11 protein-coding genes are annotated in these 13,314 nt (G+C 70.8%); all 11 read left to right on the top strand.

Going from position 1 to position 13,314, the window contains the following annotated elements; all coding sequences use genetic code 11:
* The first annotated feature begins 9 nt into the window (after positions 1-9).
* The 11 genes from AL755_RS14995 to AL755_RS14945 are packed head-to-tail and all read left to right on the top strand — an operon-like array spanning position 10 to position 13,305.
* Positions 10-534: a hypothetical protein gene (locus AL755_RS14995; protein WP_150117135.1), complete on the top strand. Its 525-nt coding sequence runs from the start codon at positions 10-12 to the stop codon at positions 532-534.
* Positions 531-1,181, top strand: a complete 651-nt coding sequence (locus tag AL755_RS14990) for a hypothetical protein (RefSeq protein WP_054011690.1) — start codon at positions 531-533, stop codon at positions 1,179-1,181. The genes AL755_RS14995 and AL755_RS14990 overlap by 4 nt, the downstream gene beginning before the upstream one ends.
* Before the next feature lie 2 nt (positions 1,182-1,183).
* Positions 1,184-1,504: a hypothetical protein gene (locus AL755_RS14985; protein WP_054011689.1), complete on the top strand. Its 321-nt coding sequence runs from the start codon at positions 1,184-1,186 to the stop codon at positions 1,502-1,504.
* Positions 1,497-2,624, top strand: a complete 1,128-nt coding sequence (locus tag AL755_RS14980) for a hypothetical protein (protein WP_054011688.1) — start codon at positions 1,497-1,499, stop codon at positions 2,622-2,624. The genes AL755_RS14985 and AL755_RS14980 overlap by 8 nt, the downstream gene beginning before the upstream one ends.
* Positions 2,621-3,127 carry a phage baseplate assembly protein V gene (locus AL755_RS14975; RefSeq protein ID WP_054011687.1) on the top strand — a complete coding sequence of 169 codons (507 nt, stop codon included), beginning with the start codon at positions 2,621-2,623 and terminating at the stop codon, positions 3,125-3,127. Before AL755_RS14980 ends, AL755_RS14975 begins: the two co-directional genes overlap by 4 nt.
* A 24-nt stretch (positions 3,128-3,151) precedes the next feature.
* Positions 3,152-3,475 (top strand): hypothetical protein, encoded by a 324-nt coding sequence (locus AL755_RS14970; RefSeq protein ID WP_054011686.1) that lies wholly within the window; start codon positions 3,152-3,154, stop codon positions 3,473-3,475.
* A gap of 8 nt (positions 3,476-3,483) precedes the next feature.
* Positions 3,484-3,846: a GPW/gp25 family protein gene (locus AL755_RS14965; RefSeq protein ID WP_054011685.1), complete on the top strand. Its 363-nt coding sequence runs from the start codon at positions 3,484-3,486 to the stop codon at positions 3,844-3,846.
* Positions 3,843-6,482, top strand: coding sequence for a putative baseplate assembly protein (locus AL755_RS14960; protein ID WP_082369336.1), 2,640 nt, complete (start codon positions 3,843-3,845; stop codon positions 6,480-6,482). Before AL755_RS14965 ends, AL755_RS14960 begins: the two co-directional genes overlap by 4 nt.
* Complete coding sequence (locus tag AL755_RS14955; protein WP_054011683.1) at positions 6,479-9,658, top strand: putative baseplate assembly protein; 3,180 nt, start codon at positions 6,479-6,481, stop codon at positions 9,656-9,658. Before AL755_RS14960 ends, AL755_RS14955 begins: the two co-directional genes overlap by 4 nt.
* The gene (locus tag AL755_RS14950; RefSeq protein WP_054011682.1) at positions 9,655-11,916 is read left to right on the top strand and encodes a hypothetical protein; all 2,262 of its coding nucleotides are present in this window, start codon (positions 9,655-9,657) and stop codon (positions 11,914-11,916) included. The genes AL755_RS14955 and AL755_RS14950 overlap by 4 nt, the downstream gene beginning before the upstream one ends.
* A gap of 9 nt (positions 11,917-11,925) precedes the next feature.
* The gene (locus AL755_RS14945; RefSeq protein WP_054011681.1) at positions 11,926-13,305 is read left to right on the top strand and encodes a DUF6519 domain-containing protein; all 1,380 of its coding nucleotides are present in this window, start codon (positions 11,926-11,928) and stop codon (positions 13,303-13,305) included.
* Positions 13,306-13,314: the final 9 nt, after the last annotated feature.

Here is a 13,314-nt window from a genome sequence, read left to right as displayed (position 1 = left end):
GAGGAGGAAGTGAACGCACGCATCAAGGAGGCCGTGGCGCGGCGCACCCGGGAACTGGGCGGCCGCGGGAACATCGGCGCCGCCGACGTCTCCGTCACGCTGGACGCCGTGGACACGGCCCCCGGATGCCGCCTCTTCACCGCCACCTGGGGTGCGGGCCGGGATACCGGGAGCCTGGCCGGGCTGCTGCGCGACAACGACCCGCCGGACACCTTCCCCGGCCAGGCCTTCGGGAAACTGTTGGACCGGTGGAGCGGGGCTGCGCAACCGCCCGCCGCGGACGCCGTCGCCGCCGCGGCAGTGTTCCTCCTGGACTCGGATCGCCGGCGGATCCCCGTGCTGGCCCCCGAAGACCTTGCCGGGCACCCGGGCGCGGAACTTCCGGCCCTGCTCGGTGGGTCGCCGCTGCGGGGCGTGACCTTCTGGTGGTCCGACGGCGGCCGGCCGCCGGTCCGGGTCACCGTGGCGGACGACGGCGCGGGCAACGTGGCCGTGGCCGAGGACGTTGCCGGGCCGACGGGAGGCGCCGCATGAGCTCCCCACCCATCGCACCGCGCCTGGTCCGTGGCGGGATCGTGCTCGTGGACCCGGACACGGCCGCCGTCGTGCGGATCATCGCGCTCCAGTACAACCCGGCCACCCTGACCCGCACGCTGGCCATCCACGGCGCCGGCAAGGACACCCCCGACCGCTCCGAGGTGCTGCGCATCAAGGGCCCGCCCACCGAAACCATCAAGCTCGAGGCGGACATCGACGCCGTCGACCAGCTGGAGCTCGGCGCCGGCCCGGCCACCACCGCGGGAATCCTCCCGCAACTGGCAGCCCTGGAAACCCTGGTGTACCCCACCAGCGCGCAACTGCTCGCCAACAACGCCCTGCAGCAGGCCGGCAGGTTGGAAATCCTGCCCATGGAGGCGCCCCTGCCCCTGTTCGTGTGGAGCAAGAACCGGGTGATCCCCGTCCGGATCACCGAGTTCTCCATCACCGAGGAGGCGTTCGACGTCAACCTCAACCCGATCCAGGCCAAGGTCAGCCTCGGAATGCGGGTGCTCACGGTGGACGACGCCGGCTTCGACCACCGCGCAGGCAGCCTGTTCATGAGCTACCTGGCCCAGAAGGAACAGTTCGCCGCCGGCGGCCCGCAGGCCACGCTGGACACACTTGGAATCAGGGGGATCTAGCCATGGCCGCCAATTTTGCCGCCAACAGCCGCTACGCAACCACGGACACCCGGAGCTGGACGACGCCGGACGGCCAAGTCATTGCCTACCTGGCCCGCCGCTTCCTCCCGCACCCGGAAAACCTCGCGGGGATCGGCACCCACGTGGTGGTGGCCGGGGACCGGCTGGACAACATTGCCGCGGCGGCGCTGGGAGACCCGGAATTGTCGTGGCGGGTGGCCGACGCCAACCGGGCCATGCTCCCGCGCGAGCTCACCGCGGAGCCCGGCACCACGCTGCGCATCGCGCTGCCCGAAGGCGTCCCGGGGTTGCCCCATGTCTAGCTCACTGCAACTGGGGCTCATGGTGGGCCCGGCCATCGCCGTCCCGGTCCCCGGCGACGTCATCGAGGCGCTCACCAGCGTCGAAGTCGCTGCCGGCGACAATGGCCCCGGCGCCTTCACGCTGCAATTCACCATGAGCAACAGCTCCGTGCTCCCCACCCTGTTCCTCGTGGCCGGCGGGTCGCCGTTCCCCATTGTGCGGGTGGTGCTCACCGCCTCCCTCAACGGCTCCGTTACCGTGCTGGCCGACGGCGTCGTGACCCAGGTCCAGGTGCTGCCCGGCACCGACGCGGCGCACTCGATCCTGCAGGTCACCGGCGAGGACCTGACCAAGCTCATGGACAAGCTGGACCTGACCGGGCTGCCGTTCCCGGCCATGCCCGCCGAGGCGGCCGTGGCCATTGTGCTGGCCAAGTACCTGGCCCTGGGCGTAATCCCTCTAATCGTGCCCAGCATCATGCTCGACGTGCCGATCCCCACGGAGAAGATCCCCACCCAGCAGGGCACCGACCTGAAATACGTCACGGCGCTGGCCAAGAAGGTGGGCTACGTCTTCTATCTGGCGCCGGGGCCGCTTCCGGGCACCAGTACCGCGTACTGGGGGCCGCGGATCAAGGTGGGGGCGCCGCAACCGGCGCTGAACCTGGACATGGACTCCTTCACGAACGCCGTCTCCATCACGTTCACCTACAAGCCGCAAAAGTCCGTGCTGCCGCTCGTCTACATCCAGAACGAACAAACCCACATTCCCCTCGTCATCCCGATCCCGCCGATCACCCCGCTCAACCCACCGCTGGGACTAGTCAACCCGCCGCCGTCGAACACGCTGCCGCTGAAGGACACCGCCAAGTACACCCCGGCCCAGGCCATCATGGTGGGCATCGCCACGGCCGCGAACACGGCGGACACGGTGGAGGGCATCGGCACCCTGGACGTGTTGCGCTACGGGCGGCTGCTCGCCCCGCGCCAGCTGGTGGGCGTTCGCGGGGCCGGGCTGGCCTTCGACGGCCTCTACTACGTGGCCGAGGTGCGGCACTCGATCAAGCGCGGCGAGTTCACGCAAAAATTCACGCTGATCCGCAACGGGCTCATCTCGACGGTATCGGCGGTGGCGGCATGAGCGGGGACTACTACGGCAAGTTCCGCGGCACCGTGGTGCAAAACGTGGACCCCCAGCAAATGGGCCGGATCCAGGCGATCGTCCCCAGCGTCACGAACGTCATCCCCGCCACCTGGGCCATGCCCTGCGCACCGTTCACGGGCAAGCAATCGGGCGTATTCGTGGTCCCGGCCATCGGATCGGCCGTCTGGATCGAATACGAACAAGGCGATCTGGACTACCCCATCTGGACCGGCGGGTTCTGGGGCAGCGCCGCCGAGGTGCCCGCGATTGCGCTCGCCGGCAACCCCATCAGCCCCAGCATCGTGCTCCAGAGCGGGCTCGGGAACTCCATCACCATCAGCGACCTGCCCGGGCCGGCCGGCGGCATCATCATCAAGAGCGCCGGCGGGGCATCGATCATGGTCAACGAAACGGGCATCACCATCACCAACGGGGCCGCCACGATCGTCATGGCCGGGCCCACCGTCACCATCAACAACGGGGCGCTGGCCATCACCTGAGGGCCGCAACGAAAGGGGAACACCATGCCGGGACCACTGCTCCACGTGGGCGCCACGGTCATGTGCGCGCACGGAGGCCAGGCACAGGCCACCGCGCCCAACCCGCGCGTCACCGTGAGCGGCCAGGCCACCGTGACCGTGACACCGCCCTGGACCGTGGCCGGCTGCGCCATGCCGCCGCCGTCGGCCGGAAACGGCCCCTGCGTCACCGCCACCTTCACGACCTCGGCCACCCGGCTGATGTCCGGTGGCGTGCCGCTGCTGCTCGCGGACAGCCAGGCATTGTGCACACCGACGGCCACGCCCCTGCTGCCCGTCACCTTCCAGCTGCGGGCCACCGGGATCTGAGGGACGCCATGAACATCGACTACCCGTGGCACTTCGACCCGCAGGGCCGCACAGCCTCCACCGACGACGCCGACCACGTCCGGGACATGATTGAGCAGTTCCTGTTCACCAACCCCGGAGAACGGGTCAATCGACCCGATTTTGGCAGCGGCCTGCAACAGCTCATCTTCGGCCCCAACAGCCCCGAACTGGCCGCCGCCCTGCAATTCACCGTCCAGGCAGGGCTGCAACGCTGGCTCGGCGACGTCCTGACCGTGCAAACGCTCACGGTGGACAGCACCGATTCCACCGTCAGCGTGGACATCAGCTACGTGCTGGCCGGCGGCAGCGACGTCCAGACCGAAACCTTTACCTCGGGGGGTACGCCATGAGCACCGAAACTCCGTGCGGCGGCGCCTGCGGCAGCTGCCATGGCTGCTGCGGCACTGATGTGGCCCGGGCGGCCGCGTTTGCCAACCGTGCGCAGCGCAACGCGATCGACTACCTGGAGGTCTCCGACGACCAGCTGACCGTCTACGTGTACTTCATGGGTGCCGTGCCCGCCGTCGCGGGCGGCTCGGTGACGGACGGCCTGCGGACGGCCAATGTGCGCATCACCGGCGGCGACGCCGTGAAGGGCATCGTCGTGACCGGGCTGTACGTGCTGGAAGCCGGCGACGGCGGTGCCCCGGGGGATGATTCCGAGGCGGACCCGGCCGGGACCGCGCTCGCCGTCACGGTGGACCGCCGCGGCGACTTTTCCAGCTATACCCTCAGCCTGGGGGCCCCGGGCCAGGACGGCGGGTGGGCAACCGTGCCCGGCTTCAACCCCGACTTTTCCGCCGCCTGCTTCAGCTTCAAGGCCGCCTGCCCCACGGGCATCGACTGCCTCCAGCCGTGTGACGCGCCGGCCGCCGCGCCGCCTGACCCCTCCATCGACTACCTCGCCAAGGATTACGAAAGCTTCCGCACCCTCCTGCTGGACCGGCTCGCCACCACCATGCCGGCATGGCAGGAAACGCACGCGGCCGACGTCGGGATCGCGCTCGTGGAGGCCCTGGCCTATGCCGCGGACGAGCTGAGCTACTACCAGGACGCGGTCGCCACCGAGGCATACCTGCGCACGGCCCGCCGGCGGATTTCCGTGCGCCGGCACGTGCGGCTCGTGGACTACTACCTCCACGAGGGCCTGAATGCACGCGCCTGGCTCACCGTGTGGACGGACCGGGACACCCCTCCCGTGGACGCCGCCGAGATCTACTTCATCACCGGGTTCCCGGAACTGTCCGCGTCCCCCGGCACCGTGCTGACGGACGATCTCCTGGCCCAGCTGCCCGCCGGCGGTTACACCGTGTTTGAACCCGCGGACCCCGCCGCCACGGCCCTGGTGTTCCGGGCCGCCCACAGCGAAATTGCGCTGGACACCGGCGGCGAACCCCGGTGCGCCCTGCCCCGGGGATCCACCCAGGCCACCCTCGTCGACAAGGCCCTGTGGCGGCAGGCCAACCCGGAAGCACCGCTGCCCAGCCGCTGGGGCACCGAGGTCCCCGGGCAATCGCTGCTCCTGGCCGCGGGGGACGTACTGGTCTTCGAGGAGGTCCGCGGCCCCGTTACGGGGGACCCCGCCGACGCCGATCCCCACCACCGGCAGGCCGTGCGGCTGACCGCCGTGACCCCGCCGGCCGACGGCGGCTGGCTCGTGGACGTCGAATGGGCCGCCGCCGACGCGCTCACGTTCACGCTGTGCCTGTCCACCCGCACGGCTGCCCCCGACTGCACGCCGGTGGAGGGCATCTCGGTGGCCCGCGGCAACGTGCTGCTCGTGGACCACGGCCGGCGCGTGGCGGACCCGCCCTGGGACCCCGTCCCGACGCTGACCGTGACCGGCGAATGCTCCTGCGAGGGTGCCGCCGTGGAGGAAACCCGCATCGCCGCGGCCCTCACGCCCACCCTCGCCAAGGGCCCGCTCACCCACACCGAAGCGATGGTGCCGGGCGCCGCCGGCCCCGCCGCCGACTTCCTGGTGCGGGATCCGCGGCAGGCGCTGCCCGTCGTCGAACTTTCCTTCACGGACCCCGGCACGGGAACCGCCACCCTGTGGGAGCCGCAGCAGACCCTCCTGGAAAGCGGGCCCCGGGATCCGGTGTTCGTGGCGGAGATCGACGACGACGGCCGCGCCCGGCTGCGCTTTGGCGACGGCGCCCTGGGCGAGCAGCCGGCCGCCGGGCTGGTGGGAACGGCCCAGTACCGGGTGGGCAACGGCACCACGGGCAATGTGGGCCGCGACAGCATCGCCTTCATGGTGTTGCGGAACGCGGCCTGGAGCGGGGTCAACGTTCGGCCTCGGAATCCGCTGCCCGCCGCGGGCGGACTGGACCCCGAAACCGTGGCCGAAGCCAGGCTGCTGGCACCGGATGCTTTCCGGCGCAGCCTGCTCCGGGCCATCACGGCCGACGACTACGCGGCCCTGGCCGGGCTGCAGCCGGGCCTGCAACGGGCCGCCGCCCAACTGGCCTGGACGGGCAGCTGGTATGAGGCCAGGGTGGGCATTGATCCGTGGGGGAGCGAACAACCCGCGGCTCAACTGCTCGCCGCCACCAGCGCCGGGCTGGCCCCCTACCGGCGCATGGGACACGACCTCGCCGTCACGGTGGCGGACTACGTGCCCGTCGACGTGGCGCTCTCCGTGTGCGTGCTGCCGCACTACGTCCGCGGCGAGGTCCGGGGGCGGCTGCTGAGCGTGCTGGGCAGCGGCACCGCCGGATCCGGGACGCTTGGCTTCTTCAATCCGGACCGGCTGACCTTTGGCGGCGGCGTGTATGTCTCGGCCCTCGTGGCCGCCGCGCAAGCCGTACCCGGCGTCGAAAGCGTCGTGGTGACGCGGCTGCAGCGGCAGGGACACATTGCAAACCAGGAGCTGGAAAACGGCGTCCTGACCGTGGGCCCGCTGGAAATCGTGCGGCTCGACAACTCCCCGGACTTCCCGGACCACGGAATGCTCACACTGACCTTGGGAGGCGGGCTATGAACAATCCGGCAGCGGGATCTTCGGGCGGCGGTTGCGTCGGCCCGTGCCGCGGCTCATGCGGCTGCGGCTGCGGCTCGACGGCGTCCACCCCGGCAGCCACGGCCAACCCGCCGGGGCTCTCCGCCCTGGCCTACCGGGTGGGCACCCGGACCGCCTTCCTGGCGACCATGACGGCCCGGCTCTCCAGCGCCGACCACGCACCGCTCGCGGCGCTGCGCACCCGGGACCCGGCCGACGCCTCCATGGCATTGCTGGACGCCTGGGCCACCGCCGGGGACGTGCTCACCTTCTACCAAGAGCGGCTCTGCAACGAAGGCTATCTGCGCACGGCGACGGAACAGCGCTCGGTGCAGGAACTGGCCGCGCTGGTCGGCTGGCGCCCCCGGCCCGGCGTCGCGGCCACCGCGTACCTGGCCTATACGGTGGACCCCAACACGGCGGAGGTGCTCATTCCCGCGGGGTCCCAGGCCAACAGCATCCCCGCGCCGGGGGAGAGCATGCAGGCCTTTGAAAGCAGCGACGACCTTCCCGCCCGGGCGGCCTGGAACCAGCTGCGGCCCCGCATGTCCCGCGACCAGACGGCCGCCTCGGTCACCGCCGACGGCCTGTACCTGGCGGGCACGGCCACCAAACTGGCCCCCAACGACGCCCTGGTGCTGGATTTGGGCACCGGGACCGTGCAGGCCGTGCGGGTCAAGGCCGTCACCGAGGACCCCGCAGCCCAAGTGACGTACGTCGAGCTGGCCGACTGGCAGGGCGGGAACTTCGGCGCGGCCGTCCAGCGGCAGGCTCTCGCCGCGGCCCGGGAAGCCATGGCGCCCGCCGCGGGGACCGCGACGGCCACCCGCGTGGGCCTGATCCTCGACGGCGTGGAAAACCTCGCGGGCACGGTACCTGCCGCCGAACTTGCCCACCAGGCCGGCACAATCGCCCTGCCCGCACTGGGCCGGGAGCTGGCCGCGGCACGGGAGCGTGGTTACGCCCGGCTGATCCCGGCCCTGGAGGGCGCTCACGCAATTCTGTCCACCATCGCCGCCCCCAGGCCGCGCCCCTCCGCGGGAGCGGCTGCGGGGTGGGCGTCGGCGCGGACGGCGTTTCGCGCCGGCGGACGCGAGGAGAACCCCGTGGACATCCTGGTGGACGGCCTGCTCCGCCCCTCCTCCGTGCCGCCCGCCAACGCGCAGAAACTTGAACACTCCTACACGGCCACGTTCTCGGGCGCCGGCGAGGTATACCCGCAGCTGCTGTCGGGCCTGTACGCCAACCTGGCGCCGACATTGTTCCCGGCCCTCGCCGCGGAACACATCAGCAGTTCCACCACCTTGTCCGTATCCGTGCTGCGCCAACGCAGCCCCTTGTTTGGCCACAATGCACCGGTGCCCGGCTCCTTTAAGGACGGTGTCTTCGTCCCACCGACTTCCGACTGGGACCTGGCCCTGGACGAACATGCGAACGTGGCCTATCTGGACGGTACCCAGGCACTGCTCCAAAACGGCCAATATGTGGTGATGCAACACGGTTCCGACACCGACCCCGAAGACTTCAAGGCCGAACTGACGGTGATCAAGACCGTGCGCACCGGATCCCGCCGCGCCTACGGGCTCGCGGCCCCGGCCACCACGATGGTGCTCTCCGACGCCTGGTGGGAGCCGCGGGGGCGGGACTTCCCCGACGGGGCTGACACCATGGGCACCCTGCGCGCCTCCACCGCCTACGTCCAGCAGGAAAGCCTGGAATTGGCCCAGGAACCGATCACCGACGACGTGGCCGGCAAGGAATTGGAACTGGACGGGCTCTACGACGGCCTCACGGCGGGCCGCTGGGTGGTGGTCACGGGAGTGCGCACGGACCTGGCCGCGCCCGGCGTCCAGGGCGCCGAACTGCTCATGCTGGCCGCCGTCGCCCAGACGGGCCAAGGCGACGGCGACGGCGGGATCCTGGCGGGGGAGGACCGGCACACGTTCCTGACGTTCGCCCAGCCGTTGGCCTACACCTACCGGCGTGACACCGTGAGCGTCTTCGGCAACGTGGCCCACGCGACGCACGGGGCAACCCGGCAGGAAATCCTTGGCGCCGGCAATGCGGCGCTGGCCCTGCAACAGTTCACCCTCAAACAGGCGCCCCTGACCTATCTGGCCGCGCCCACGCCGGCCGGCGCCGCAAGCACCTTGGTGGTGCGCGTGAACGGGGTGCAGTGGCCGGAGGTGCTGTCCCTGGGCTACCTGGACGGCCCGCAGCGCGGATTCTTCACGAGCGATTCACCCACGGGCACCGCCACCATCACCTTCGGCAATCCGCCGCACGGCCAGCGCCTGCCCACGGGAACCGACAACGTGTGGGCCGGGTACCGCAGCGGCATCGGAGCCCCTGGCAACGTCCAGGCCGGGCAAATCAGCCAACTGGCCACCCGGCCCCTGGGCGTCACGGCCGTCACCAATCCCTTGCGGACCTCCGGCGGCGCCGACGCCGAATCCGCCGATCTGACCCGCAGAAACGCCCCGCGCTCCGTCACGGCCCTGGACCGGCTCGTGTCCGTGGGGGACTACGCGGACTTTGCCGCCACCTTCGCCGGGATCGGCAAGGCCAGCTCCGCGCTCCTGTATGCCGGCGGATCGGCCCTGCTCCAGGTGACGATCGCCGGCGTCGAGGACGTCCCCATCGACCCCGGATCGGACCTGTTCCGCAACCTCCGCAGCGCACTTGGCCTGTACGGCGATCCGCAGCTGCGCATCAACCTGGTGGCGCGCGAGGCGTTGGCGCTGGTGCTCAGCGCCAAGGTGAGTGTCTTGGCCGACTACGACTGGACCCTTGTGGAACCCGTCCTCCGGGCCGCCCTTCTTAGTTCCTACGGTTTCGATGCCATGGCGCTGGGCGAAGACGTGCCCACGAGCGCCGTGCTCTCCGCCATGGCCGCCGTGCCCGGCGTGGACTACGTGGACCTGGACATCTTCCACACGCTCCAAGCGGCAGACCTGACAGCCGGGGTGGCCAACCTTGCCGGCGGGCCGCCGTCGGACCCGGTGCAGCAAAACCTGCGCGGAACGGCCGGCCAACTACCGCGGCGCATCGCCGTCGCGCCGGACCGGGTGGAAGCCGGCGTGCCGCTTCCCGCCCAGCTCGCCTGGTTCCAAGCCGCTGTCCCGGACAGCCTGATCCTGAACGAGGTGAAGTCATGACCCGGCCGGCAGACTACCTGTACAACCTCCTCCCCGTCATCTACCGGATCCGCGACGCCGAACAGGGCTACCCGCTGCGTGAACTGCTGGCCGTCATGGATGGACAGGGCTCCCTGATCGAACAAAACATGGCCACGCTCTATGGGAACTTCTTCATCGAGACGGGCGAGGACTGGACCGTCCCCTACCTGGGCGATCTGGTGGGCTACGAGCCCGTGCACGACGCCGGGCTCCCCAGCACGGGTCCCGGCAGCGCCGCCCGCAACAGGATCCTGGCACCCCGGCGCGAGGCCGCCCACACCGTGAACTTCCGGCGGCGCAAGGGCACCCTGGCCGTGCTGGAACAGCTCGCGCTGGAAACCTCCGGCTGGCAGGCCCACGCCGCGGAGTTCTTCACCCTGCTGGGCTGGAACCAGCAGCTGAACCACCAGCATGCGGACCGCGGCGGAACCCTTTCCCTGCGCGCGGGCCGGGCCCTGGCCCTGCTGGACGGCCCGGAGGACCGCGCGGCCCATACCGTCGATATCCGCCGCCCCGGCTCCCACCGGACCCGGGGACGATACAACATTCCCTCGATCGGCCTGTTCGCCGCGCCCCTGAATTCCTATGGGCTTAGCGACGCCCCCGCCTGTTGCGTGGAAAAGGAGGGCAGCCAGTGCTTCACGTTCAGCGTGCTGGGGCACGACACCCCCTTGTTCACCCAGCCCGTGGAACAGGGCTCGGCCGATTCCCTCCGCCCCGAATTGCGCCTGCCCGAGGCCATCGGCCGCCGGGTGTTCGAGCACGTCGAAAGCCGCCGCCCGCCCAAGGCGCGGGCCTCGGCGTCGTACTTTGGGCCCGGCCGCAGCATCTCGGTGACGGCGTGGGGCTGGCGCGGGCAGGCCAAGGCGGCCCTGGCGCCCGACGACGTCATCCCGGCCAACCTGTCCGACTGGCACGCCTACAAGGCGCCGCGCAACAAGATCCTGGTGGATCCCGAACGCGGCCGGCTCCTGTTCCCGGCCGGACAACTGCCCCGCGGCGTCACCGTGGACTACCACTACGGCTTCAGCATGGACCTGGGCGGAGGGGAGTATCCGCGCCAGACCTCCCAGCCCGCCGGTGCACGGGTCTACCAGGTGCGCAAGGACGGCCGGCTGCCGGGCGAATACCCCACGGTGTCCGCCGCCTACACCCAGTGGTGCGCCGATCGCGATACGGCCGACCCGGCGTCGGGCACCACCTCCGCCGTCCTGGAGATCATGGACAGCCGCGCCTACGAGGAACGCCTGGAATTCCTGTTGGTCCCCGGCGAGTACCTGCAGCTGCGCGCGGCCAACGGGGCCCGGCCCGTCCTGCGGCTCCTGGACTACCGGGTGGACCAGCCCGATCCGCTGAGCATCACGGGCGGGGAGGCCGCCCGGTTCGTGCTGGACGGGCTGCTGGTGGTGGGCCGCGGCCTGGTGGTCAACGGACCGTCCGCCCGCCGCGGCGCCGGCGACGGCGAGGACCCCACCGGTGGCGGCGACCTGTGCGACGTCACGATCCGCCACTGCACCCTGGTGCCCGGCTGGAACCTTGACTGCGACTGCGTACCGCTTCGCCCCGAGGAGCCGAGCATCCTGCTGGATGGGACGCGGGCCGCGGTGCGGATCACCCGCAGCATCCTGGGCCCCGTACAGGTGCGCCGCGACCCGGACAACGGAAAGGCACCCCTGCTGGCGCTCGCCGATTCCCTGTGGGACGCTACCGATCCGTGCAACATCGTGCTCGGCGACGAGGTGGGCGGTACCGCGTTCAGCGCCCTGTGCGTGCAACGCTGCACCGTGATCGGCGACGTCCTGGCCCGCACCGTCACGCTGGGCGAGGACAGCATCTTCCTCGGCGCCATCGTGGCGGCCCGCCGCCAGCTTGGCTGCCTCCGGTTCTGCTATGTTTCCCCCGGTTCCGGGACCCCGCGCCGCTTCAACTGCCAGCCGGACCTGGTCCGCGAGGCCGCCGCGGCCTTGACACCGGGGGATCCCGCCGCGGCCGCCCTGGCCGCCGACCGGGAGGCGTTGCGGGTCCGTCCCGCCCTGGCCAGCCGGCGCTACGGCAACCCGGTGTATGGGCGGCTGGCGCCGGGGACCGCCGCGGAGATCGTGCGCGGAGCCTCCGACGAATCCGAGATGGGCGTCTTCCACGAACTTTTCCAACCCCAGCGTGCCGCCAACCTGCGCGCACGGCTGGACGAATACACCGTCGCCGGCTATTCCGCGGGCATCTTCTACACCAGATAGGGGCACATCATGAAGGGCGACTTCAGCCGGGACACCTTTGATCCGCGCAACCACTACACCCGCGTCCTCCTGCAACAGGGGCGTGTCCACCTCGATGCCGACTTCAACGAGCAGTCCGCCATCGCCGTGCACCGCCAGCGGCTCCTGGCGCTCGATGTCATCGGCCCGGAGGGAGGGCCGCGGGACAACGCCGGCTTCGCCGTCATCACGGACCCGGCCGTCGCCAAGGCACTGGGCAAGAAGCTCGTGCCGGGGGACTTCCTGATCGGCGCCGGCCGCTACTACGTCAACGGGGCCATGTGCCAAAACCCAACTGCCCTGCTCTACAGCGAACAGCCCGGCTACCCGTTCGACGATGCAACCACCACGGACAGCCTCGCCGATCTGCCCAACTACACCATCTACCTCGACGTCTGGGAGCGGCACATCAACGCCGTGGAGGACCCCGGCCTCCTGGAACCGGCCCTCGGCGGGCCGGACACCGCCACCCGGGCCCGGCTTACGTGGCAGGTGCGGGTACTGCCCATCAGTTTGCCCGACGACGGCACCGGTGTGGCCGGGCAGTTTGCTCGTGCCGTGCCGTTGCTGGCTGCGCAGGCGGAACCGCCCGCCACGAACAACGACCCCTGTTCGGTGGATCCGGCGGCCCGCTACCGGGGCCTGGAAAACCAGCTGTACCGGGTGGAAATCCACGCCTCCGGCCTTGCCGGCGTTCCGGGGACGGGCGCAACGTTCAAGTGGTCACGGGACAACGGCTCGGTGACCATGCCGCTGGCCGGCTCGCCCGCCACGGACCCGGTGTCCAACACCACCACCATCACGCTGGCCACGCTGGGCCGGGACACGGACCTGGGCCTGGTGGTGGGCGGCTGGGTGGAACTCGTGGACGACAACTCCACGCTCCGGCATGCCGCAGCGCCCCTGCTGCGCGTCCATTCGGTCGACCGGGATGATTTCAGCGTGGTGCTCGAGGGGCTCGCGGACCCGGCCACGGGCCTGGATCCCCGACTGCACCCGTACCTGCGCCGCTGGGACCACGACGGCGACCCCGCGTCCGGCGGGGCGGTGACCGTCGTCGAATCCGCCGCCGCGCAGCCACAGTGGCTGGACCTTGAGGACGGTGTACAGGTGTACTTCCCCGGATCGGATGGGGGAGCGCCGGGCGCCTACCGGACGGGCGACTACTGGCTCATCCCGGCCCGCACCGCCACGGGCGACGTCGAATGGCCCCGCGACGACGGGGCGGCCGACCTCAACCCGCAGCCGCTGCCGCCGCACGGCGAGGATCACGCCTATGCAGGGCTGTCCGGCGTCGGACCCAGCCTGGACGGGACACCGGGGGGAGTGTTCACGGAGTTGCGGAAGTTCTTTGCCCCGCTGGCCATGTGAACCATTGGC

It is taken from the genome of Arthrobacter sp. ERGS1:01, assembly GCF_001281315.1.
Classification (GTDB): Bacteria; Actinomycetota; Actinomycetes; order Actinomycetales; family Micrococcaceae; genus Specibacter.
This window is presented reverse-complemented; position numbering and strand designations above follow the sequence as displayed.